23 protein-coding genes are annotated in these 23869 nt (G+C 52.4%); 8 read left to right on the top strand and 15 right to left on the bottom strand.

What is annotated here, in order from left to right; all coding sequences use genetic code 11:
- Nucleotides 1-20 precede the first annotated feature (20 nt).
- The 5 genes from panB (at nt 21) to gifA (ending at nt 4132) form a co-directional block, all read left to right on the top strand.
- Nucleotides 21-800 (top strand): 3-methyl-2-oxobutanoate hydroxymethyltransferase, encoded by a 780-nt coding sequence (panB, locus tag QJQ48_RS06305; protein WP_346290381.1) that lies wholly within the window; start codon nt 21-23, stop codon nt 798-800.
- A gap of 92 nt (nt 801-892) precedes the next feature.
- The gene (locus QJQ48_RS06300) at nt 893-1228 is read left to right on the top strand and encodes a hypothetical protein (RefSeq protein ID WP_346290352.1); all 336 of its coding nucleotides are present in this window, start codon (nt 893-895) and stop codon (nt 1226-1228) included.
- 156 nt (nt 1229-1384) lie between these two features.
- Nucleotides 1385-2662, top strand: a complete 1278-nt coding sequence (ahcY, locus tag QJQ48_RS06295) for an adenosylhomocysteinase (protein ID WP_346290351.1) — start codon at nt 1385-1387, stop codon at nt 2660-2662.
- A gap of 242 nt (nt 2663-2904) precedes the next feature.
- Nucleotides 2905-3819, top strand: coding sequence for a sulfotransferase family protein (locus QJQ48_RS06290; protein WP_346290350.1), 915 nt, complete (start codon nt 2905-2907; stop codon nt 3817-3819).
- A gap of 112 nt (nt 3820-3931) precedes the next feature.
- Entirely contained in the window at nt 3932-4132 is a 201-nt protein-coding gene (gifA, locus tag QJQ48_RS06285) for a glutamine synthetase inactivation factor IF7A (RefSeq protein WP_346290349.1), read from the top strand.
- A gap of 101 nt (nt 4133-4233) precedes the next feature.
- Here the strand turns inward: gifA and QJQ48_RS06280 are convergent, their stop codons facing one another.
- The 8 genes from QJQ48_RS06280 to purC all read right to left on the bottom strand — a co-directional run bounded on the left by QJQ48_RS06280 (nt 4234) and on the right by purC (nt 12673).
- Nucleotides 4234-4881, bottom strand: a complete 648-nt coding sequence (locus QJQ48_RS06280; protein ID WP_346290348.1) for an ExbD/TolR family protein — start codon at nt 4879-4881, stop codon at nt 4234-4236.
- Nucleotides 4882-4918: 37 nt separating this feature from the next.
- Nucleotides 4919-5662, bottom strand: a complete 744-nt coding sequence (locus QJQ48_RS06275) for a MotA/TolQ/ExbB proton channel family protein (protein ID WP_346290347.1) — start codon at nt 5660-5662, stop codon at nt 4919-4921.
- 144 nt (nt 5663-5806) lie between these two features.
- On the bottom strand, nt 5807-6973 hold the full coding sequence (lpxB, locus tag QJQ48_RS06270; protein ID WP_346290380.1) for a lipid-A-disaccharide synthase: 1167 nt from the start codon (nt 6971-6973) through the stop codon (nt 5807-5809).
- A gap of 89 nt (nt 6974-7062) precedes the next feature.
- Nucleotides 7063-7869, bottom strand: coding sequence for an acyl-ACP--UDP-N-acetylglucosamine O-acyltransferase (gene lpxA, locus QJQ48_RS06265; protein WP_346290346.1), 807 nt, complete (start codon nt 7867-7869; stop codon nt 7063-7065).
- 69 nt (nt 7870-7938) lie between these two features.
- Nucleotides 7939-8451, bottom strand: coding sequence for a 3-hydroxyacyl-ACP dehydratase FabZ (gene fabZ / locus QJQ48_RS06260; protein ID WP_346290345.1), 513 nt, complete (start codon nt 8449-8451; stop codon nt 7939-7941).
- Nucleotides 8452-8501: 50 nt separating this feature from the next.
- A complete protein-coding gene (gene lpxC, locus QJQ48_RS06255) occupies nt 8502-9407 on the bottom strand; it encodes a UDP-3-O-acyl-N-acetylglucosamine deacetylase (RefSeq protein ID WP_346290344.1) in 906 nt (301 codons plus the stop codon).
- Nucleotides 9407-11815, bottom strand: a complete 2409-nt coding sequence (locus tag QJQ48_RS06250) for a BamA/TamA family outer membrane protein (protein ID WP_346290343.1) — start codon at nt 11813-11815, stop codon at nt 9407-9409. The genes lpxC and QJQ48_RS06250 overlap by 1 nt, the downstream gene beginning before the upstream one ends.
- A gap of 123 nt (nt 11816-11938) precedes the next feature.
- Nucleotides 11939-12673: a phosphoribosylaminoimidazolesuccinocarboxamide synthase gene (purC, locus tag QJQ48_RS06245; protein WP_346290342.1), complete on the bottom strand. Its 735-nt coding sequence runs from the start codon at nt 12671-12673 to the stop codon at nt 11939-11941.
- Between the two features lie 187 nt (nt 12674-12860).
- Between purC and QJQ48_RS06240 the strand changes: the two genes are divergently transcribed.
- Entirely contained in the window at nt 12861-13418 is a 558-nt protein-coding gene (locus tag QJQ48_RS06240; RefSeq protein ID WP_346290341.1) for a Uma2 family endonuclease, read from the top strand.
- A gap of 63 nt (nt 13419-13481) precedes the next feature.
- Here QJQ48_RS06240 and QJQ48_RS06235 read toward each other — a convergent pair whose 3' ends face one another.
- The 3 genes from QJQ48_RS06235 to QJQ48_RS06225 form a co-directional block, all read right to left on the bottom strand.
- Nucleotides 13482-16016 (bottom strand): GAF domain-containing protein, encoded by a 2535-nt coding sequence (locus QJQ48_RS06235; protein WP_346290340.1) that lies wholly within the window; start codon nt 16014-16016, stop codon nt 13482-13484.
- 210 nt (nt 16017-16226) lie between these two features.
- A complete protein-coding gene (locus tag QJQ48_RS06230; RefSeq protein WP_346290339.1) occupies nt 16227-17045 on the bottom strand; it encodes a tetratricopeptide repeat protein in 819 nt (272 codons plus the stop codon).
- Nucleotides 17046-17164: 119 nt separating this feature from the next.
- Nucleotides 17165-18049: an alpha/beta fold hydrolase gene (locus QJQ48_RS06225; protein ID WP_346290338.1), complete on the bottom strand. Its 885-nt coding sequence runs from the start codon at nt 18047-18049 to the stop codon at nt 17165-17167.
- A gap of 145 nt (nt 18050-18194) precedes the next feature.
- Here QJQ48_RS06225 and QJQ48_RS06220 point away from each other — a divergent pair, with 145 nt between their 5' ends.
- Nucleotides 18195-19592, top strand: coding sequence for a M16 family metallopeptidase (locus QJQ48_RS06220; protein WP_346290337.1), 1398 nt, complete (start codon nt 18195-18197; stop codon nt 19590-19592).
- A 2-nt stretch (nt 19593-19594) separates the two neighbouring features.
- Here the strand turns inward: QJQ48_RS06220 and QJQ48_RS06215 are convergent, their stop codons facing one another.
- From QJQ48_RS06215 to QJQ48_RS06200, 4 genes are all read right to left on the bottom strand, one after another.
- Nucleotides 19595-20986, bottom strand: coding sequence for an IctB family putative bicarbonate transporter (locus QJQ48_RS06215; protein ID WP_346290336.1), 1392 nt, complete (start codon nt 20984-20986; stop codon nt 19595-19597).
- A gap of 11 nt (nt 20987-20997) precedes the next feature.
- Nucleotides 20998-21516 carry a pentapeptide repeat-containing protein gene (locus QJQ48_RS06210; RefSeq protein ID WP_346290335.1) on the bottom strand — a complete coding sequence of 173 codons (519 nt, stop codon included), beginning with the start codon at nt 21514-21516 and terminating at the stop codon, nt 20998-21000.
- Nucleotides 21517-21651: 135 nt separating this feature from the next.
- Nucleotides 21652-22158: an anti-sigma factor family protein gene (locus tag QJQ48_RS06205; RefSeq protein WP_346290334.1), complete on the bottom strand. Its 507-nt coding sequence runs from the start codon at nt 22156-22158 to the stop codon at nt 21652-21654.
- Between the two features lie 217 nt (nt 22159-22375).
- Nucleotides 22376-23044 (bottom strand): sigma-70 family RNA polymerase sigma factor, encoded by a 669-nt coding sequence (locus QJQ48_RS06200; protein ID WP_346290333.1) that lies wholly within the window; start codon nt 23042-23044, stop codon nt 22376-22378.
- Nucleotides 23045-23315: 271 nt separating this feature from the next.
- On the opposite strand from QJQ48_RS06200, the gene QJQ48_RS06195 reads away from it, so the two are divergent.
- Complete coding sequence (locus tag QJQ48_RS06195; protein WP_346290332.1) at nt 23316-23858, top strand: hypothetical protein; 543 nt, start codon at nt 23316-23318, stop codon at nt 23856-23858.
- The last annotated feature ends 11 nt before the right edge of the window (nt 23859-23869 follow it).

Raw genomic sequence — 23869 nt, 5'->3', positions numbered from 1 at the left:
ATAAGCAGGCTCTGCAGATCATGGCTGTTAACGTTCATCAGTTTATTCGCTGGAAGCAAGAAGGGCGGGCGATCGCAATGCTGACCGCCTGGGACTACGTTTCGGCTGGAATTATCGAGCAGGCCGGGGTAGACATCATTCTGGTGGGCGACTCTCTTGCCATGACGGTTTTAGGCTATGAGACGACGCTACCCCTGACCCTAGAAGAAATGCTGCACCATACTAAAGCTGTCCGCCGGGGAGCAGCCCGATCTTTAGTCGTCGCCGACTTACCTTTTCTCAGCTATCAGGTCAGCATTCCCCAAGCCATTGAGTCTGCCGGACGAGCGCTGAAAGAAGGCGGTGCCCAGGCCGTCAAGCTGGAAGGCGGTCACGAGGCAATGGCGCAAACCATTCAGGCGCTGGTCAAGGTGGGCATTCCCGTTATGGGACATGTCGGGTTGACGCCTCAGTCAATTAACCAGTTTGGCGGCTTTCGTCAGCAGGGCAAGTCACCTGAAGCGGCAGAGCGAATTTTGCAAGAGGCGATCGCCGTTGAGCAGGCGGGTGCTTTCAGTCTGGTGCTAGAACATATTCCGGCTGAACTGGCGGCAAAAATTTCTCAAACCCTGACAATTCCCACCATTGGCATTGGGGCCGGAGCACATTGTGACGGGCAGGTTTTAGTAACCGCAGATGTGCTAGGGCTTTCCGACTGGCAGCCTCCCTTTGCTAAGTCCTATGCCCACTTACGGGAACAGGCAACTGCCGCCGCGCAGCAGTTTTGCCAAGAGGTGCGCGATCGCCAATTTCCTGCCTAGCGATAGATACCTTCCCTTAGTTTTTGGCAGACTATCAGCCTGACGGTGTTTTTGCACAACGTCTAATCTGTCAACTCTACAGGAGAAAAGCTATGGGTTTCTTAGGCAAACTATTTGGCAAAAAAGAAGAGGAAAAGGCGAAGGCTACTCCCAAGGTCGAAGTCAAAAAAGCGGCCAAAGACAATTCTATTCCTGCCGAAAAAGTAGGGTTAGATGGCAAATTTGATGAAAGCGGTTTGGCTAAGCGGGTAGCTAAAGCCTTCGATGATGCCGATATTTCTGACAACGTGGGGCTTTGGGTGGCACAGCAAGGCAGCACCGTTGTCCTCAAATACAACCCCGATGCGGAACCCGTGCTAGCCAAGGCGAAGGAAGTTGCCATGAAGGTAGATGGGGCCGATGCCGTTAGGGCTGAACCCAATAGCTAAAGTTTTTTCTCGGCTTTTTCTCGATTGCGGCCTAAAACAGGAATGCGTGCGCCAAGGGGGGCTTTGGTGCACGCTCTTTAGTTTCTCTAAGCAGGACTTTTCGTTAAGCTAGTGAAGCTGACTGATGGTTTAGACTCATCAATATCTGGAAGGCTCATGACTGCAACACCCGTACAGCAAAAATATGACATTAAAGACATCTCGCTCGCTTCTCAGGGAAAGCAGCGGATTGAATGGGCAGGCCGCGAAATGCCAGTGCTCAAGCAAATTCAAGACCGTTTTGCTGATGAAAAACCGTTAGCGGGCATTCGCATTGCCGCTTGCTGTCACGTCACCACTGAAACAGCCCATTTGGCGATCGCGCTCCGAAATGGTGGGGCAGATGCATTGCTGATTGCTAGCAATCCCCTTTCCACCCAGGATGACGTAGCCGCCAGTCTAGTAGCTGACTATGGCATTCCGGTTTTCGCCATCAAAGGCGAAGACAACGATACCTATCATCAACACGTTGAAACCGCTCTCAACCACCGCCCTAACATCATTATTGATGACGGCAGCGACGTTGTCGCAACCCTGGTTAAAGAACGCCAGTCTCAGCTAGCCGACATCATTGGCACTACTGAAGAAACCACTACGGGCATTGTCCGCCTGCGGGCCATGTTTAAAGATGGCGTACTTTCGTTCCCAGCGATGAACGTCAACGATGCCGATACCAAGCACTTTTTCGACAATCGCTACGGCACCGGCCAGTCTACTTTAGACGGCATCATCCGCGCCACGAATATTCTGCTAGCAGGCAAAAACATCGTCATTGCTGGCTATGGCTGGTGTGGCAAAGGGGCTGCTTTGCGAGCCAGAGGGATGGGGGCCAACGTGATCGTTACCGAGATTGATCCGGTACGGGCGATCGAAGCTGTCATGGATGGTTTTCGCGTAATGCCGATGGCTGAGGCTGCGCCTCAAGGTGATCTGTTTATCACCGTGACGGGTAACAAGCATGTGATTCGGCGCGAGCATTTCGAGGCGATGAGAGACGGGGCGATTGTCTGCAACTCTGGTCACTTCGACATTGAAATTGATCTGAAGTCGTTGAAGGAAATGTCAGGTGAAGTGAAGCAGGTACGCAACTTTACCCAGCAGTATTTCTTGGACAATGGCAAGTCGGTGATCGTACTGGGAGAAGGGCGCTTGGTCAACCTAGCTGCCGCTGAAGGTCATCCCAGCGCCGTAATGGATATGAGCTTTGCCAACCAGGCACTGGCCTGTGAGTATTTGGTTAAAAATAAGGGCAGCTTGGAACCAGGTTTACACTCGATTCCAGAAGCGGTTGACAAAGAAATCGCTCGCCTCAAACTGCAGGCAATGGGTATTCAGGTAGATAGCCTGACACCAGAACAGGAAATTTACATCAATTCCTGGACAGTCGGCACCTAGACTGACTATCAGCTTGTAACTTATTGCTCTTTTAGCATTTCAGGAACTTTGAACGTATTTGCATCGTTTCAACCTGCGAATTAATCAGGGTTTGCCCCCAGTTTGACAAAAGAGAAATAAGCAACGGCTGGCCGATTATCGGCCAGCCGTTTTTTAATGTAAAGCTGCTGGGCAAACTGAATTAGTGATAATTACTTTTGCCAGTGGCGCCCTATTTCAGTTGAGCCAGTTTCGATCTACACATGCCAAAGCCAAGCTTCTTTATCGTGGGAGCACCCAAGTGCGGTACCACAGCACTGTGCAAATATCTCGTTCGCCATCCCAATGTCTTTATTCCCAAGCTTAAAGAACTGCACTATTTTGATACAGATTTAAAGACAAAGAAAAAAGCCGGCTCCTTATCAGAATATTTAGCCCTCTTTGCAGCAGGTGAAGGTAAAATCTGCGGCGAAGGGAGTCCCACCTATCTCTATTCGCAAACGGCGGCTGAAGAAATATACCGCTTTGCACCTGAAGCAAAAATTATCATCATGCTGCGTGACCCTGTGGCCATGATGTATGCCTTCCACAGCCAGCATCTATATAACGGCTCCAGTGAAACAGTTCAGGACTTCGAGCAGGCTCTAGCCTTGGAACCAGAGCGACGGGCTGGGAGAAAAATACCGCAGAGATGCACCGAACCTAAAATTCTGTTCTACAGAGACTTTGCTAGCTTTACCAAACAGGTGAAAAGGTATTTGACCGTCTTTGGGCAAGACCAGGTCAAGATTATTCTATTCGAAGATTTCATCCAGGATACAGATAGAGTTTTTCGAGAAAGCCTTGTGTTTATTGGCGCTGACCCCGACTTTCAAACCAGCTTTTCACCCGTAAATTCCAATAAAAAGGTACGCAGTTCCTGGCTGCAGACCCTAATCAAGTATCCTCCGGCTAAGGTGCTGAAGTTAGGGAAGTATCTGCTGCCCCTACCTCAATCCTGGCGACGCTGGCTGCTTGAGGGTGCCAAAGCACGACTGAAGCGCTTGAATACCGAACAAAAGCCCCGTCCGGCTCTAAATGCTCATCTTGAGCACCGTCTGAGGCAGGAATTTGAACCAGAGGTATCACAACTGGCTGAACTCATTGGGCAAGATCTGAGCCACTGGGGCAGTAAATGAATAAATATTAAAAGCAATTTTTGTATAACTTGTTACAGAAAAATTTTGTATAATGAATAAAGAAATCGTTTCAGTCTACTTAAATCGCCTCAGCACTTAGGAGGGCAAATCAATGTCTGCTCAAGAACAAGCTCGCGCCTTAATGAATCGCCACCATCACCAGATCAAGCAGCGTCAACAGTCGATGCTAGGTCGCATTAGCAGCGAAATTGGGATGCCAGCCGAAGCCGCCGAGCACTGGACAGCTATTCAGGGCAAGCCTAGCGCCGCCGCTCAGCAAGCTTATGACCGGAGTCATGCTGCCTTCAGCTAAGAGGTTTCAGCCCAGCACCGCTAACAAATTTTTGAAATAACAATTTTTGGATCTCAGGAGGCGCATAACTTATGTGCCTCCTGTTTTTTGCCTAAATGCCGTTAAGGAGCTTCTTCCCCCTCATCAGGCGTTTGCGGCAGTGGGTCAGTGGGTAGAGGCGTTGTCGGAACCTGCGAGGGAGTTTCAAACCCTGGAGCGGGCAACGATTCTAACGGTGCCTGCGGCGTGCCGTTGTTGAGCAAGTCGTCTAGATTGCCGTTATTGAGCAAGTCATCAAGGTTGTCTAAGTCCTGACTTTCTGGCTGGAGCTGATCTAACCCTGCGGGCAGGGTAGCTAGCGCCACGCGATCGCCGCCTACCGAGCGCAGCAGGTCGAGTACTTGAATCACGTCGGCGTAACGAGCATTGCGGGCCGCGTACAGCACAATTAGTCCCTGCGGCGCAGCTTCCTGCTGCTGTACCAAAATGTCGTAGAGCAAATTGAGGCTGACGGGCTGCTGATCGACATAAACCTGGCCGTTACCGTCAACGCTGACATAGAGGCGATCGAAGTCTGCCGCGTCAAGTCCCTGGGCTGGTAAAGGGCTGCCTGTTTGGGCCGCAGGTAAATCTAGGCTGATTGCTTGCTGCCGGGTTAGCCCCACTGCCGCCAAAATGAAGAATGTCAGAATACAGAAAATGACATCAATCAGCGGAATAATCTCAATGCGAACTTCTTCGTTGGGAGCAGAGTCAATGTCGAGCTTCATAAATGACTATGGGAGATAGGCGTTGGGCGTTGAATCCTTAGAAGTTATCAGCGGGCGGGCGCTTTTCTGTCTTGGGTTCTGGTTTGAGCGGGGTTGGTGGCGGCGGTGGCGGCATTTCAGCATTCAACGGCGCACTCAAGCTGCTAGGCTTGCCGTCTGTGGCGGCATAAGCTTGGCGATAAAGTAGTTCTAGCTCACTGCCTGACTGGCGAAAGACTTTAGCCTGACCCAGCACGAAGCCCTGAAACAGCCGGAAAAAAGCCAAGCTGACAATAGCAATTACCAAGCCCGCAGCCGTGCTGATCAGGGCTTCACCAATGCCTAAAGCTGTCTCCGCTGTTGCGTCTCCGCCCAAGTCACTCAGACGAATTGAGCCTAAAGAGTTAATCAAACCTACAACCGTGCCCAACAAACCTAACAGCGGTGCTAGGGCAATCACAGCTTCTAGAACTTTTTCACCACGGCGCATTGTGGCTAATTCTTCGTTGGCTGAGGTTTCTAGGGCTAGGCGGAACACTTCTGGATCGGGATTTAACAGCTTCAGGGCGGCGTAGAGAAAACGCCCCATCGGTAAATTACCGGCTCGCTGAGCGATGTGAGTTGCGGCAGTCCATTCGCGGCGAGCCGCTTCTAAAACGCGGCCTGCCACCTCCCGCTCCCGGGTCAAAATCTTAGACCAAAACCAAATTCGCTCAATAATTGTGCCTAGAGCCAGAATTGACAGAAACAGCAGCGGCCACATGGCAATGCCGCCCTGCGCAAAAATCTCAGCTATATTCACAAGGGCCTCCTAACACCGTATCGCCTCAGTATAGGCATAGATGACATCACTTAATCTATCTGTCCTACGTCAGACACCGCATCGCCCTACTAAAAGCGTGCGAATTCATAGTATCTCGTATTGTTCTGCTCAGGACGATCGCCCCTATCCTGCCGCTAACATATCCAGCATGACGCTGGCAGCGCGATCGCAGACGCCCGGTTCCCCTAGACTCTGACGTACGCTCTGATAGTCTGCCAGCATTTGCGATCGCCTAGCTTCCTCTCGCAGCAGCGGCAGAGCCGCCGCCACGACTGCCTCAGGTGTTGCCTGCTGCTGCAACAGTTCGGGCACCACCGAGCGCATTTCAACCAGGTTGACCGGCGAGATAAAGGGAGCGGAAAATTTCAGCAAATGCTGGGCAATCCAGGCGGTGACTGGGTTAAGACGGTATAGCACCACCTGTGGCACGTTCATCAGGGCAATCTCTAAATTGACGGTGCCAGACTTGGTGATGGCTAAATCCGAGGCGGCGATCGCGGTTTGACTCTCGGCGGTGATTCTGATGTTGGATATCAGGTACGGCGCGATCGCCTGTCGAATCATTTGCTGAAACTGCGGCAGCGAGGCCGGAATTAGAAATTTCACAGCGGGGAGCTTTGCCTGAATTTGCTGGGCCGCTTCTAACATGACGGGCAGCAAATATCGCAGTTCCTGCTTCCTAGAGGCGGGCAGCAGCGTAATCACAGTATCTTCTGCGTTGAGCTGTAGCGTAGCTCTCGCCTGCTGGCGATCGGGTGCCTGAGCCATGCGATCGATCAGGGGATGACCCACCCAGGTAACATCGCCGCCATAGCGCTGATAGAACTTAGCCTCGGCGGGAAAAATTGCCAGCAGGCGATCGCACACCGCGAGAATACGACGGGTATCTCGCTCTAGAAAAGCACCCCAAACCCACTGCTGCGGCGCAATGTAGTAAACAATCGGCAGCTTGGGTAAGCTTTCACGCAGATAGCTGCCAATGGCCAGGTTTGGCCCCATGTAGTCAATGAGGATGGCTAAGTCAGGCGGATGATTGCGCAGATACTGCTTCACCCGTCCCTGCAGCCGCAACGTGGGAATTAGGTAAGGCCAGGATTCAAAAATGCCGACGGCACCAATAGCGCTGGTGTTGCCTAGCAAAGTAGCCCCGGCTGCGGCCATGCGATCGCCCCCAGTGGCAACAACCTCTAGCGCCCAACCGCGATTAGCCGCCTGCCGCTTGAGGGCTGCAATCAGCAGCGCCCCCTGCAAATCACCCGAAACTTCTCCCGTGCTGATAAAAATTTTCAGCTTTAGCCTAGGCGGTAAAATCGACGGCGACTGGGTTGACGTATTCACCCGACACACCTCACTCATGCTGATAACAAACGGCAGTCGTCTTACTTATTCCCGGGGATAGGGCCGCGCCGTCCAGGCTGCTGAGAAGCCTGCAAGAACTGCTGTAGATGCTGTACGTAACTGTTGTGGTTCAGCGCCTCTAGCCGAGACAAAGCTTCGTTGAGTGGCAGTTTAGAGCGATAAATTAGGCGAAAAGCCTGCTTCAGTTCCCGGTATCGCTGGCCCTGGTCAATCTCAGCCAGTCCTGCCCGCTGCAGCCCAATTTGGTTGAGGGCACGTACCCGCGACGGATTGCCCTCGACAATCATGTAGGGAGGGACATCGCGATCGATGCGGCTCATGCCGCCAATCATTGAATGCTGGCCGATATGAACAAACTGATGGACACCCACCAGGCCGCTCAGCCGGGCATTTGACTCAATATAAATATGTCCGGCTAGGGCTACCGAATTAGCAATAATCACCTGGTCGGCAATCAGGCAGTTGTGAGCCACATGGGCATAAGCCATGAGCAGATTATTGTTACCGATGCGCGTTTCTTCACCAAAGCGAGTGGGGCGATTGATGGTAACGTATTCTCGAATTGAGTTGTTATCCCCAATTTTGACCAGGCTTAGCGAACCGTCATATTTAAGATCCTGCGGCTCTAAACCAATAGCGGCCCCCGGAAAAATCTGATTGTGCGCCCCAATTTCCGTATGCCCTTCCAAAATAACGTGGGAACCAATTACGGTTTCTGGTCCCACCGAAACCTTCTCGCCGATGACGGCATAGGGACCAACCTTAACGCTGGGGTGAAGCTCAGCGTGAGGGTGAACAACGGCAGTAGGATGAATCAGCGTATTCAAAGAAATGCCTCCGGCAGCCAGCGCATCAGATGCCCGTGGGCGATCGATTCATAACGGTCAAACATGTCACTAATCCACCACGGAAAACATCAGTTCTCCGCCTGCAACTAGCTGTCCGTCTACCTCAGCTTTGGCCTGCATTTTACCAAAGCGCATTCGCTTGACTGAGAGCAGTTCAACCGTCATCACTAGCTGATCACCCGGCACAACCGGACGACGAAAGCGCACTTTATCAATACCCGCAAACATGCAAAGTCCAGTAACGCCGGGCATTTGGGTCAAGACGATGCCGCCCACCTGGGCCATCGCCTCCACAATCAGAACGCCAGGCATAATTGGCCGACCGGGAAAATGGCCCTGAAAGTGCGGTTCATTGAAAGTGACATTTTTAATGCCGACAGCCTGTTTACCTGGAATATAGTCAATAATGCGATCGACTAAGGCAAAAGGATAGCGATGGGGGAGTAGCTGCTGAATCTCCTCCAGTGTGAAAGTCGTCTGAACAGCGGCCTCTTCCAGCGTGTCTGACACTTCAGTTGAGGTCGCATGATTCGTAGCGTTTGCGTTAGTCAAGATAGACATTGGTTGACTTCAACAGAGCAAAATATGGGGACAAAGTTCCCTAAGAACTTTTAAGATTCTCCCATTTGAGCGTCATCCTTGCTAGTCACCCATTGAGAGGAAAGTTTAGCCGCTAGCTGTACGTGAAGCTGATGACTGGCTTTGTAAGCCACGATGTGGGCATTGGGCCAGCAGCCCAGCAGGCTTAAATCGCCTAGCAGATCAAGCAGCTTATGACGGGCAGGCTCATTTTCAAACCGCAGCGGTGGATTTAGCCAGCCTGAGCGATCGCAGACCAGAGCATTTTCTAAGCTGCCACCTTTAATCAGCCCCTGACCGCGCAAATAGTCAATTTGGTGAGCGAGGCCAAAGGTGCGAGCGGGCGCAATCTCGGTAGTAAAGTCTCCTGTGAAAGGCGACCAGCTATGCCACTGATTGCCGATGACGCTGGACTCGAAGTCAATGCCATAGGTAAAGCGGGGCACCGGGGCGGGCAGGGCGCTGACAAAGGCATCTGCTTTTTGGACATGTACTGGGGCTGACAGCGATCGCGTCAAGCAAGGTTCTGCTTGGGAGACGACACCTGCTGCCGCGATCGCCTCTGCCCAAACCCGCGCTGAACCGTCCAACAAGGGCAGTTCTGGGCCATCGATCTCAATCCGGGCATTGTCAACGCCCATGGCTGCCAGCGCTGCCAGCAAATGCTCTACAGTCCGTACAGTGGCATTTCCCTGGGCCAGTTCGGTAGACAGCGTAGTCTGACAGACGGCCGCGACGGCTGCCGGAATCTGGGCGTCCGATAAATCTGTGCGAACAAAATATCGGCCCGTCTGAGGCGGAGCGGGCAGGACCCGTACCTGAGCTATCTGCCCAGAATGGAGTCCTACCCCCGATTGCTCAAACCCCGCCGCTAAAGTCTGCTGATGTCGGCTTTGTGTCGCTGCGGCAGGCTTGAGCGGACTCGTGGACTGACTCATTAGAAACGTTCTCCAATGCCGAAGTGCAGGCGGCCATCCCCCTGATCGTTGAAGCCGTAGTCTATGCGAATGGGGCCAAAAGGCGTTTGAATTCGCACCCCTGCGCCATAGCCAAAGCCATCGCCGGGCTTATCGCGCACCGGGCCGGGCGCCCCGGGTACGGCGTCACCGCTGCCTAAATCGGTGGCATAGTCTAAGAAGACGGCCCCTCCCAGGAAAGAAAAGAGCGGAAAGCGGTATTCAGCAGTTGCCTGGATATAGCTACGACCACTGGCGACCTCTCCTTCATCATAGCCGCGCACTGAGTTAGTGCCGCCCAAAGCAAAAGCTTCATAAGGTGGCAAATCACCTAAAACATGACCGCCCTGAATATTAAACGCTAACGCCTGCGGGCCTTCTCCAATGCGGAGGAAATTGACCGGAATATACTGACTGTAGCTACCGCGCAGACGATTTAAGAAAATGCTGCCTGAACCCAGCGGAATCGACTGCTCCGTTCCCAACCGCAGCAGACTACCCCCAGTCGGATTAAAGGGATCGTTGCGGCGATCGCGCACAACGCCAAACTGAACTGTCCACAGATCGTCCGAACCATCGTCACTGATGGTCAGCGGATTTCCCAAAGCATCAAAGGCTTGGGTGTCTCCATCTGCATCCTGAGTAGTCACTCTCTGAATTTGAGTGCCCAAGGAAGCCCGCCAGCCATTGCTGAGAGGGCGACTGAAGCTGATGCCGCCGCCTAGGCGACCCACCCGAACATTGTCGCCATTGGGCAGATCTACGTCAGTTTGACCATTGTCAAAGACCAGGGAAGTGGCCCGACGGGCAAAGGCATTGACCGTATAGGAAGTGCGGAAGGGATCGCCCGCAATCCAGGGATCGGTAAAGCTGATATCAAACAGCAAATCGCGGAAGCTGAGCTGAGCTTCGGCGGCTAGCTTCTGGTTGTTGCCGCCAAAGTTGTCCTGACGATAGCTGACGGTACCAAAAAGATCGCCCGTAAAGTTGAAGCCTAGACCCGCTGCGATCGAGCCGGTGCTGCGCTCCGTCACGTTGACCACTACGTCTACCTGGCGTGGATCTTCGTCACCCGGCTCCAGCGACAGCCGTACATCTTCAAAAATACCCAGTCTAAAGACTCGCTCTAAGTCACGCTGAATTTCCTGCTGCTGGAACACTTCGCCCGATTCAGCCTGAAATTCACGGGTGATGATGAAGTCACGGGTATAGCCATCAATCGGATTGCCGTCTTCATCAACGGACTCTCCCTCGGAGGTCAGAAAGCGAACTTCGATATCTTCAATCACGCCTTCGGCTACAATCAGGGTCACGACGCCGTCCGGCGAAACCTGCGGCGCAGCCGTCACCTGGGCCAGCACATAGCCGTTTTCCTGATACCACTCGTTCAGATCGAGGATGCTATTTTGAAATTCCAGCAGGTTAATGATGCGGCCATACTGGTCTGAGAAAATTTCATCGACTACCTCTTCCGGTAAGACCTGATTATTGCGTACCTGTACGTCCTGCAATATTGGGTTAGGCTGCACCAGAAAGGTCACGCGAACGCCTAAAGGCGTATCTTCAGGAATGGCCTGGACATCAGCGAAATAACCCGTGGCAAAAATGTCGTTGATGTCGCGCTGCAGCTGCGTCCGGGTTGTGGTTTGGCCGGCGCGGGTTTCCACTGCCGCATACACCTTGTCTTCCAAGGTTTCCCCATCGGTCAGAGGCTCGTCTAGAGAGATGAGGGTACCGCGCGGATCTTGACCTTCAACGGCGACTTCAGCCACCAGCACTCTGGGTTCGGGGGCAGCTTGCTCTTCAGCAGGCGGCGGCGATACGGGTTCGGTCGTTTCCGGCGGAATAGGCAGTTCGTCTACATCCGCTGGTAAGTCATCGTCAGCGTCTTCTTCGGCTTCAATTTCGGGGAGATCGGGGGAAGCGGGCTGAGCTGGAATAGTTGGCTCATCATCTGCCTCATCCTCGATCGTAGGAAATTGGGTTTCTTCGGGGGTCGGCAGATCTTCTACGTCTGGTGCTGTAGGCGACGACTCAATCGTGTTGTTATCGATTTCTGTCTCAGTTTCCGGCAGATCTATCTCAGGCTCGCTGGACGGATCGGTTTCTGGCACAGAGAGATCTTCAATCTCGGCGGGGGCTTCGTCAGCCGGTAATTCGTCAGTTACCTGAGCGATCGCCGGCTGCGCCGCGCTAAAGCGAGGAATAACTGTCGGTTCGTCTACACTCTCAGGCTGTAAGACTCCAGGGGAGGCAAAATCAGAGGCGACAAGCTCCGCTGCAGCAAGCTTATCTTTGGGCTGGTGCAGCACTTGAGCTTGAGCGCGATCGCTCAAGCCCACTGCTGTTGAAACCGTAAAAACCGCTAGAAGGGCTGGAGATAAACGCATTTCAGTTACTCGACTTAAAAAACTCCACACACCGCAGCTCTCCTGAATTTAGGAGAGCACACCAATATTGACTTAACTATAAAGTTCTCAGCAATCGGACAAATTCTACCGCACTCCCTGAAGCTAAAACTTAGATGACTGTGCCACTACTCTGGCTAGCACTGTTTGATAGGCTGTTTCCACGTCACCTAAATCTTGGCGAAAGCGATCTTTATCCATGATTCGGCGGCGGGTATCTGCTTCAGCCTGGTTCCACAGACGGCAGGTATCGGGACTAATCTCATCAGCTAGGAGTAAAGCTTGCTGCGGGTCTAAGCCAAACTCCAGCTTGAAGTCCACCAGGATAATCTCACACTGCTGAAAGAAGTCCTGCAGGATGCGATTGATCTGCAGGGCTAGCCGCATGAGCTGGTCGATCTGTTCTGGCGTGGCTAGGTTGAGCAGTCGCAGGCGATCGCGGGTCAGCAGCGGATCGCCTAAGTCATCATTCTTGTAGTAAAACTCGACCAGCGGCGGTTCGAGGGCAGTACCCAGCGCTAAGCCTGTTTCGCGGCAAAGACTCCCTGCGGCGATGTTGCGAACGACCACTTCCAGCGGCAGAATTTTGACGGCCTTGACCCGCATGTCGCGATCGCTGGGGGTATCAATCCAGTGGGTAGCAATGCCGTTGGCTTCTAGCAGCCGAAACAGATGGGTTGAAATAGCGCAGTTCATCCGGCCTTTGTCGGCAATGGTGCCTCGCTTTTGGGCATTAAAGGCGGTGGCATCATCTTTGAAATGGGAGATTAGCACCTGATCATCCTCCGTGGCATAGAGGATTTTGGCTTTGCCCTCGTAGAGCTTTTGGGTCGTTTTCATAACGCAGGGGGGATTTTAGTCAATCTCATTATTCTAATGGCGTGACAAGACCTCAGGATATCACCCCCGCATCCCGGACTTTAGTTAACCTAAGTCTCTAGAGAATGCCAATTCTCTCAGTTTCAGCTACGCATCAAACACTGCAAACGCTGGCTATACTGGACTCCTAAAGCTGAAGAGACTTGCTATGACACTTGCAGGGCGATCGCTGACGCTCTCCGACTTTCTACAGCTTCCAGAAATTGAGGCTGCGCCTGCTTGGGAACTAATAGATGGAGTGCCTCACCAAAAACCAGTGCCAGCCTTTTATCACAGCCGCTTACAAAAGCGACTGGTGGCTGCGATCGATCAGGCCAGTAGTGCTTATAAAGCCTTTCCCGAATTGCGATGCCTTCTGGGTCAGAATTCAGTTGTACCGGATATTACCGTTATTCATCACAGCCGGATACCGATGACTAATTCTGCTATTGAGGGCGCTCCCGACTGGATGATTGAGATTCTATCTCCCGATCAAAGTGCAACTAAAGTAATTGCTAAAATTCAAGCCTGCTTACGAGCAGGTAGTCAGTTGGGCTGGCTGCTAGACGCTGAAGAAAGAATAGCAATGGCCTTTTGGCGCGATCGCCCGCTAGCGCTTCTGACCGGAACTGATACTATGCCCGTGCTGCCTGAAATAAATTTAATTCTCACCGCAGCACAAATCTTCAGTTGGCTACCGCAAAAGCCAGTCAAGTCTGACGATTGAAGCGGCAATGATGCCATGAGAAGCTCAGTCTCTAGCCCCAAGCTTCAATTCGGCTGAAGCAATTTACTTAGTTGTCATGGTGTAAACTCCGTCCCACCCGGCTTCAGGTCGCTTACTGGGATCGCTCATGTATTCGCGAATGCGGCGGAGGTGCTCCGTAACGGCTCCGTCATGAGGAGCAATGTCTTGGGCCTGCTGAAAGCGTTGCTGTGCCTGCTCAAACTCGCGGTTGATATAGTGATAGCGAGCTTCTTGGTAAATATCCAGCAGCTCCTGACGTTTGGCCGAAAGATCGTTTTGGCGATGATCAATTAGCTCGTAGATGCGCACAGGCTCGTTTTTGCCCTTGACCCGGATGCGATCGAGTTCGCGCACCCAAATCTGGGCTTTGCACAGCTCGTAGGTGTGCTCGCTAATGACAATATCGCAGCCATACTGCTTGGTAATGCCCTCCAGCCGGGAGCTGAGATTGACCCCGTCGCCAATCACCGTGTACTCCATTTTTTTCTGAGAGCCAATATTGCCGGAAACCACTTCCCCAGAGCTAATGCCAATACCAATGCGAATATCCGGTAGCTGCTTGCTGATGCGATCGTGGTTAAAGCGTTCCAGTCGTCGCCGCATATCCAAAGCTGACTGAATAGCGCCCCAAGCATGATTTTCCAGCGGCAACGGCGCCCCAAACACTGCCATCAAGGCATCACCGATAAACTTATCCAGCGTGCCCTCATAGGCAAACACCGCCTCGACCATAGTTTCAAAGTAGTCGTTGAGCAGGGAGACCACTTGAGAGGCTTCTAGGTTTTCCGTCAGCGTCGTATAGCCGCGAATATCGGAGAACAGCACCGTCACCTCGCGCCGCTCGCCCACCATCAGCGAGTCTTCACCTAGCTGCATCACTCGCTCGGCGACGCCCGGCGTCATGTAGCGGTAAAGCGTCGTTTTCATCCGCTTTTCCTGACTAATATCTTCTAGCACCAGCAGTCCACCCAAAACTTTGCCTTCAGGATTGGTGAGGGGATTGACCGTCAGGTTGAGGCTGCGCTCTATGGGCTTCACTTGGTCACGAGCTATGGATACAGAATCAGGCACTCCCCACAGTAGAAAATCATGTTCTTTTTCTGACGTGGGAATGGCGAGCTGAGTCGGCAGGTCTCCATGATTGTAAAGAGCTAAGCCAAGGCTCTGCTCTGGGACGTAGTGCTTGGCCCCGTTTTTCAAGCTGTCTTCTAGACGAAACTTGAGGTTTTCTAAGGGAATCACCTCCCAAACAGCCCGCCGCCGCAGCTTCTCCTCCCAAAAGAGCTTACAGTTTTTGGCGATCGCCTCGTCGGTTGGACAGCCGAGCAGTTCTAGGGCGGCCTCGTTGATAGTGACAATACGTCCTTCTAAATCAGTGGAAATCACGGCATCAGAGAGGCTTTGCAGAATGTCTTTCTGATACTGTTTTTCTACCAGGACACTTTCAAACAGCTTGGCGTTTTCTAGCGCAATACCCGCCTGAATGTTGAAAGCCCGCATGAACTCTTCGTCTAGGCTGGTAAAGTTGCCTTTGTGCTTGTTGATCAACTGAGTGACGCCAATTAGCTGCCCGGACGAGTCGAAAACGGGCATACAGAGGATATTGCGGGTTTTGTAGCCTGTTTTTTGGTCAGCAGTGGGATCAAAACGAGGATCTTCGTAAGCATCTGGAATATTGAGCTGCGTCCCGGTTGAAGCCACATAGCCGACAATACCTTTGTCAGCCTGCTGGCGCAGCTCCATCATGCCCCGGTTGTCCCCTGTTTTGACCTTAGACCACAGCTCATGCTTTTCATCGTCTACAATCCAGAGGGTACTGCGATCGGCCTGCATCAGACCTCTGGCTTCTGCCATGACTGACTGCAGCGTCTTTTCTAGATCCAGGCTTTGCTCTAGGGAAGAAATTGCCTTCAGCAGCGCAGATACCCCCTTTTGGTTCCGCGCGGCAATATAAAAGGAATTGCAGCTTTCTAAGATGACGCCGATTGAAGAAGCAAATTCGCGGAAGTTCTGTTCGTCTTGAGCATCAAAAGGCTGCTGCCCTAGCTTATTGAGCAGTTGCACAACGGCCACCACGTTGTTGCGGCTGCTGAACACAGGCATACAGAGAATATTGCGCGTACGATAGCCCGTCTTGCGATCGATGCTGGAGTCGAAGCGGTCATCTTCGTAGGCGTCTGGAATGTTGAGGTATTCGCCCGTACTGGCAACATGTCCGGCAATGCCCTTATGCATCGACACCCGGATTTCTAGCTTTTGGTCGCTGTCCCCGGAAGCAATTTTGGACCATAGCTCCTGCTTACCGTTGTCCACCATAAAGATGGTGGTGCGCTCAGCAGCGAGTATTTGACCAATTTTGAGGGTAAAGGCTTCCAAGATCTGCTCTAGCATGGTTTCTAGGGCTTCGTTGTTGATCATGTCGATCGCCCTGAGAAAATGCTCAAATTCCTCAGTAATTTGATCCAGCAGATCTACGAACTGATGGGTTGGCAAGTCTCGAACTTTATTCGTCAGAGTTGCCTGGTGGTTAACCTGGGAAAGCGCCGCCAGCATGCTACTAGAGTTGGAGGATGCCATAGGAGTCGATGCTCAACGAAGAATTAAAACCAGCTTGAAAATGCTTATGATCGGCCCTGAATCTACAATCGAAGCAGCGATCGCATAAGCTAAACAGTTAGCAAAAATGCTGCTTCAGCCAGCCGCTCGAATTTCAAAATATCAATTTCAGCTCTCTACCAATGTACCCTGATAAATAATTTTGCTTTGATGTTCTGTTGAATATCTGGCTCAATAGAGAGCCTGCATCAGTCGCTGTCGATAGTTTTTTGTAAGCGGATCTTGATCTCCTAGCAAGCTAAACAGCGTAATCATAGCCTTACGCCCCCCATCCTCGCGGTAGCGGCGATCGCTTTCTACAACTTCTAGAAAATGACCCAGCGCCGTTTCGTACTCTTGGGCGATCGCGGCTTGGGCACCCTGGATATAGATCTGATCTAGTTCAGTCTCAGGCTTGACCTCAGCGATCGCCTGCTGTAGCTGAATCATGCCCTGCAGTCCTACCGCTTCGCGGTACTCAGGATCGGCGGGCTGGATCGCGCTTAGCAGCTTAGTGGCGGAATCATAGCTGCCCTGCTCCATCAAAAAGCGGACTCCGGCTAGAATCAGCCGTTGATCTTCGGGGTAGCGCTCCATCAATGCGGCAAACTGACGCTTTGCGGTTTCCGTGTCCCCAGCAGTCTGGGCCGTCACGATTGTGTTTAACCCCCGCTCTAGCTCAGACTCCAACCCCAGTTTGGCCAAATGCTCTCGAATCTGAGCCTCCGGCAAGACTCCCACAAAGCCGTCCACCACTTGTCCTTCAACCAAAATCTTGACGTCAGGTACACCCTCAACACCATAGGTGTTGGCTAAGTCTGCATTTTGATCAATATCTACCTTGGCGAGTACAAAATCGTATTCTGCTACCAGCTTCTCCAGCATTGGCTTGAGCATCTGGCAGGGGCCGCACCAGGTGGCATAGAAATCAACGACAACAGGCTGGTCGTGGGACTGCACCAGCACTTCAGTCTCAAAATTTTGGCTGTCAACATCAATCGAAATGCCCATTTCCTTGACTTACCTCGTCCAGTGATTACTTTTCAGGAGGTCGGTGGCTTAACACCGGGTTATACCGTCAGATGTTAGCGTCTATCCTTCTATTTCTGGAAGGAAAAATCTGCGATCTATCAGGTTGAGGGCACAGCCGTGAAGGCGAGGATAGCCTCAGCCGTCAAGTCAGGTTTTTCTAAATGGGGAACATGACCACATTTAGGGATCCAAACGAGCTGACTCTGAGCGATCGCCTGCTGAAAGCGAGCGGCATCTTTTGTCCCCAAAATTCGATCCTGCTCACCCCACACGATGAGGGTAGGGAGCGCAATCTGACTAATCTTTTGGCCGAGAAAGTTATAGCCGCCGCTCTTAGTGAAGGCGATCAAAGCCTCACGCCACTGCGGCACTTGGGTATGTAAGGCAGCACACAGCTCAGCATCAGGCGTCACAAAGCTGCGATCGCAGTAAGCCTGTCGGCTAATCTGCCGTCGCACTGCCGGGTTTTTGAGAAAAGCTGTGGCCCAGCGATCGAGGGGCGGGAACATCAGCTGGCCCATTGCCGGACCAGCGGCAAAGCCAGCGCTGTCCAGCAGCACCAGCTTTTCAACACAGTCGGGATAGGTGAGGGCAAAATCAATCGCGGCGGCTCCGCCCATAGAAGCGCCTACCAGGATCACGGGACGCTGAATCAGTTGCTGCCAAGTGCTGTAGAGATGCAGTTTGATCGCGCCGGGGCTGAAGGTAGGACTGAGGGTGCGATCGCTAAAGCCAAAGCCCAGCATATCTACGGCCCAGGTCTGATGCTCCCTTGCCAGCAGCGGCAGCAACCGCCGAAACTCTAGCAGCGAACTGTCAAATCCAGACAGCAGTAAAATTGGCGGTTCCCCGGTTCCCTGACAGGCATAGGCAGTAGGAATCGGTTGTTGGGCCAAGGGCGTCTCAATCTCAGCCGTTTGCATCCGCTGGGCTAGGGCAACGGATGTCGGCTCAGTCAGATTTTTGATTTCAGGGGGCAGCATCAAGTCTAAGGAAAAATGAAAGGCAGAGCGCGATCGCCAGAACTATAGTCATCATAAGGATTTAACACCTAGCTTGGAGGACTCATCGTTGGGATTTCGCCTACCAGTGTCCATTTTTGTGCCGCTCACGTCCTTTCTAATCGCCATGCCTTCTGTCGCTGAAGTCGCCAATATCGCAGACAAAGAAAGCTCTGGGGTAGACCGATATCGCCTTAAAAATGGTTTAGAAATTTGGCATGAACCACGCCCTGGCAGCCAATCCGTAGCCGTTCTAGCCGTTGTTAATGTGGGCTCTCGATATGAGTCTGCAGAAAATAACGGTATTTCCCATTTCGTAGAACACATGGTGTTTACGGGAACGGAAGATTTGTCAGAGCAAGCCATCAAGCGCATGATTACGCGCCGGGGGGGGCAGTGGAACGCCTGGACTAGCTATGAGCAAACTGTCTACTACGCGCATTTGGCCGCTCAGGATCTCGGCATTGCTTTAGAGTGGCTAGGGCAAATTTTGACTCATCCCACCTTCCCCAAAGACAAAGTTGACCGCGAGCGAGCCGTTATCTTTCAGGAGAAGTGGGGGCGCTATGGCTGGCTTGTGAATCAGCTAAATCATCTAGGGCTAGGCTATAACCTAAACTGGCATATTCGGAGAACCCTGTTTCCAGACTCCTCTCTGAACTTACAGATTATTGGAGAGGATCAGTCTCTGGATGCCATTGACCGGGCACAGCTAGTTGACTATCACCAAGCTCACTATGTCCCTAGTAATGTCACTTTGATTGCCGTTGGCAACGTTGAATCAGAGCAGATGATTGCCCAAGTGCAGCGGCATTTTTCCCACTGGCAGGCAGATGCAACCCCAAAACTGCTCGAAGCGCCTGCCTCTCCAGTGGCAGACAGCGATCGCCGCATTGTGGTTCGAGGGCCAGAAATTACCAATCAGGTCAAGCTGCGAGTCGTTGCCCCCACGGTGGGATATCACCATGAGGATTACTGGAGCTTTGAAGTCCTCAGCGAGCTGCTGCGTCAGGTTTTGATGGAAGAGATTCGCTCAAGGCACGGACTGATCTACAGCGTTCAAGTCTATAATTTTCCTTTCATAGATACGGGATATTTTTCTATCGAGGCGCGATCGCAACGCCGTCACTGGCCCAAGATTGCAGACATTATTCATCATCAGCTCGATCAGCTTCAAGCTGGCGATCTAGACGATCTCCGACTGGACGATGCTAAAGCCGCCCTCCAGGGAAAATTAGCTCTCAGACTCGAAGACAACTTTAGACGCGCCGCCTGGCTAGCTAACTGGGTCAATCCCACATCAAAGAGCAGTTCTATTCCAGATTATTCTGAGGCGATCGCAGCTGTTGAAACTGCTGATATTGCCCGCATGACAGAAGCGTATCTGGCGGCCGATCAGCGCTATTTAGCCATGCATTTGCCAGTTACCACTGTAGCCAGCAGCTTCCGCTGGCTGGGAATCATTTCTGGCGTTAGTTTGCTGTTTTGGCTGGGCAAACGCGGTTGGCGATCGCGGCCCAAATAGGGTCACTCAGCTTTCAGCTTCCAGGCTTTAGGGGAACCGGCGACATAGTAGCTAGCTATAATAGCCATCGTCAGCCACCAGAGCGTGCTAACCTGCGGTCGATACCAAACCGTATCTACGAGGCCGTGGGTCAAAAGTCCTGTCTGCGCAGCGATCGCCGCCATCAGCCAGTAGCCCTGAACGTCGGCGACCTGCCGTAGCCTGCGCAGCTGCATCAGTCCCTGAGTCACAGCGACCACCAGCAGCCACAGGAAAGCGCAGAAGCCAATCAGTCCGGCCTCTACAGCAGTTTCTAGAAATACAGAATAGGCGCTTAATGCCGTGTAACGAGGCCGCTGATAGAGAGGATAAACCTGGTTGAAAGCGTCGTTGCCGGGACCAATCCCCAGAATGGGGCGATCGCGGATCATGTCAATCACCGCCGCCCAGACATTGAGGCGGAAGTTATTGCTGCTGTCTTGACGACCAACAAAGATGCTGGCCACGCGCGATCGCAGCGGCTCCAGCGCCAGCACCGCGACGACGACAAAGGCAGCCGCCCCCCCAATAAAAGCGGGTAAAGCCCAGCGCCGCCAAAACGAATTAAATCCTATGCTCCACCAGTAGACAAACAGCACCAACAAGACAAAGCCTGCCGCCACAAAGCCAATCCAGCCGCCCCGGCTAAACGTCAGCATCAGGCAGACCGTGTTGACCCCCACCATGACGCCTGCCAGCAGCTTTGGCACCCAGCGCGGCCAAGCAAATACCGCCGCCGCGCTTAGCATCACCGCCGGAATTAAGTAAGCTGCCAGCAAATTGGGATTGCCCAAATAGCTATAGACGCGGGTGGTACCCGCCAGCGACGAAGTGGGATCAACCCAGGTCGCCAGCGCTTCTGCGCCAAAAAACCACTGTCTAAGACCATAGACCGAAACGATCAGCGCTGAGAGCAAATAAACGGCAATCAGCCCGGTTCGCAACCGGGGTCGCCGCACCGTTCGCGCCATCAGCAAAAACAGCAGCAGATTCAAGCTGAGCTTGATCAGTCCTTTGATTGCTGCCACCTTGACCGGGGAGAGAGCCGTCGCCAGCACCATCACACCCCAATACAGAATGACTGCTAGATGGACGGGGGTCAGTCCTTTACCCGCCTCATCCGAGATTGTCAGCAGCAGCCAAAAGCTAGCGCAGGCGATTAAAAGTACCCCAATCAGAGTTGTAGAGACATAAGGCGCTAAGGCAAAAATCAAAGCCGCTAGCACCAGACCAATTTCATCTGCCCGCTGCAGGAGCCAGCTAGCCTGCCGCCACTGCCGAAACGGATTGAGCAGGCGATGGAGATAGCTGACTTCGCGCCATTGGTGCAGGGCAAAGCTATCAAATGTAATCTGTCGCCACACGGAGTTGTGCATATTGGGGAAGTCTAGCGGCAACCTAAGCTATCACGGGTGGCAATCCCTGTCACCGAATTGATGCCGTCAGCGTAGTCACACATTTGAGCAATCTGGTAGCGATCCAGAATAGTGTTAGAAAAGTCAGCCCCCTGAATCACAGCGTCAGTGAAGGTGCTGCTAGTGGCGATCGCGTCGGTGAAGAGAGCGTCAGTGAAGTTGGCACCGTCAAACACAACGCGATCGGCAAACGCTCCAGACAAGTTGGCCCCACTTAGGTCAGTTTCTAGAAAAGAGGCTTTAGTCAAGATTGTGCCCTTTAGATTGGCCCCTTTAAAGTCAGCCCGACGTACTTCTGCCCCCGCGAAAGAAGTCCCTTCCAAATTTTTACTAGAAAAATCTCGATAACTCAGATCGGTGAGGGTATAGTCCACCATATTGTCTTGAGCCCAAGCGGGAAAACTGCTTAAGCACAGCGTCAACCCCACCAGACAGGCAGCTAGACCAACTCTAGCTAGCTGCCGCAACCCTACCCGAAAATGCTGCATCATGCCTTACTCATCCCTGCATCAACAGTAGCTATTATTATCAATGATTGTCGGAGTGCAGCCGCCCCCATAGCAAAAATTGGGTAACTTTAATCCAAAAAGTCACCCAATCTCTGATGAAACATGGCTGCAACCACCCTATTCGGAGAAAGTGGCGGGCGCTACTGCCGACTTGGGAATTTCAATAATGGGTTCGTCTAAAGCCACCTCTAGTACGGCGTCTTCGGCAGCAGGCGAAGCCAGTTGGGCCAGCTTAAACAAGCCTGGACGCCCCTCTAATACACCAGAAATACCGCCTAACACCAAAACGGCTGCGGTTCCGGCACCCGCTAAAGCCAGCAGGCGAATTCGCTGCCCCACCCGCTGCAGCACGCAGGACAGGGTTTGCTCGACAGAGACTTCGGCAGTGGGTACCGGCAAAGTTTGAATTCCCTGCCGGAGCTTCAGCAAACGATTGTAGAGGCACTGTGCCCCTGGATCATCTGCCAGCCAGCGATTGATCTGCCGACGCTCATCCGGCGTCACTTCACCGTCGAGGTAGGCACTCAATAGCTCAAAGCGATCGCGTTTAACAGCGTCTAAATCACCGAAAGCCTGACGGCGCTTGGGGGCGAAGGAAAGGGGGTGAGACACAGGAGATTGCATGGAGACGGGCTGATTGATGTTCAAAGTCATCTCAGAGCGGATATCGAAAAAATATCAGACTGAGCAAAATGCAGAAACCAATGCAAAAAAAATATTGAGGAATTGGATAAGCCAGATTCCTCAGATAGTCTATTCGTAATCATAAGAGGAATTATCTAGATAAGATACCCCCTCGGATGATAGAGATTTCTGCACCTAACCGACCCAGTTCAATGAGTTATTTAAATGTCTGACCCTCCAGATAGGGCTGAAGTTCCCCTTGCAGCCGCTGGCGGGCACGGGCAATCCGAGATTTTACTGTTCCCAGCGAAACGCCAGTGATATCAGCAATCTCTTCGTAAGCCAGTCCCTGAATTTCTCGCAGCACAATAGTGGTACGAAAGGCTTCAGGTAGCTCAGCGATGGCTAGCTTAAGCTGGTCGTAGAATTCCCGGCTCAGCATGTCATCTACCGGGCTGGGTAAGTCGGCTGGTAGTTCCCAATCAACTTCACCGTCTTCCAGGGTGCGGGGGGCGTCAAGCGAAAGCATGGTGCGGACGCGCTTACGCTTACGCAGCTCGTCATAAAACAGGTTGGTGGTGATGCGACCCAGCCAGCCTTTGAACTTGACAGGTTCATTAAGACGACGAATATTTCGATAGACTCGAATCCAAACTTCTTGGGCCAGGTCAGCGCGGTCTGACCAATCGGGGGCGAGATGGTAAAGGAGTCGCTCTACATGTGACTGATAGCGCTTTAGCAGCTCTGCAAAGGCGACCTTATCAGGGCGACGACTGCACTGACACCGAAGCACAAGATCGAGGTTGGAAAGCTGCTCAGGAGGCAACTGAACAGGCGTAGGGAGAGAAGTATCAGGGGAATAAGTCGTTGTGTAAGTAAGACTCATAATTCCTTTATTCAACTGATTGTGCTTTTCGGGTATGTCACCCTGAAATGGTGAGACTCGTCACCGAGTGTTCACTTGGGTCATCTCAGTAAGTAACGCAAAGCGTTCTTAAGCTTTTTATAAGGCGATCGCCAAACCCATAGGCCAATGACTGTGCCTGTCATTTTTTTGGCACATTGGTGATTCTGCGGAGAAGCCCCCTTTGAGACAAACTGCATGAAAGTCAGGCTGAGCGTGTACCCTAGCTGTATAGCTATGCATTAGCTGCGCCATGCAACACCTCGCCAGAGTTTTGAAAAAAGCCTTTATCGGGGGGGCTGAACTGGAGATACTGGCCCGTCAGATTTCAGAACATACCTGGGAACTGATGCCAGCAGCCAGCCCTTTAAAAACCGATAAGATAATCGCCTTTAACGAAGGCGCCCTGATTCTTGTGAAGCTATCGTGGGTAGCTGATCATAAAGAGATCGAGGAGGTCAGAGACGCCACGGAGTGGGTGCTGGAGATGATTAGCCAGTATTTGACTAAAGGACTCTCTCCAGATGCGCTCAACCAGGAAGTTGAGCGCGCAGAGCAGTGGCGACAGTCCCTGACCTTACAGAACCAAGAGGTCAGCCGTCGGGCGTTGGAAACGCTGGCCCGTCGAGACGAAATTCAAGAGCTGGAAAAGAAGCTGAAGCTAGATCGCGAAGAGCTAGAACAAACGGCTGCAGAACTCAAGGCGCGAGAACTAGAAATGGTCACTCAGCGCCATGAGATTCAGGCACTCCAGAGCGAAATTCAAGCCCTGAAGCTCCGGCTTCAGTCAGATTAGTTGGGGTAAAG

Source organism: Sphaerothrix gracilis Ecp01, from assembly GCF_030405905.1.
Taxonomy (GTDB): domain Bacteria; phylum Cyanobacteriota; class Cyanobacteriia; order Phormidesmidales; family Phormidesmidaceae; genus Sphaerothrix; species Sphaerothrix gracilis.
This window is presented reverse-complemented; position numbering and strand designations above follow the sequence as displayed.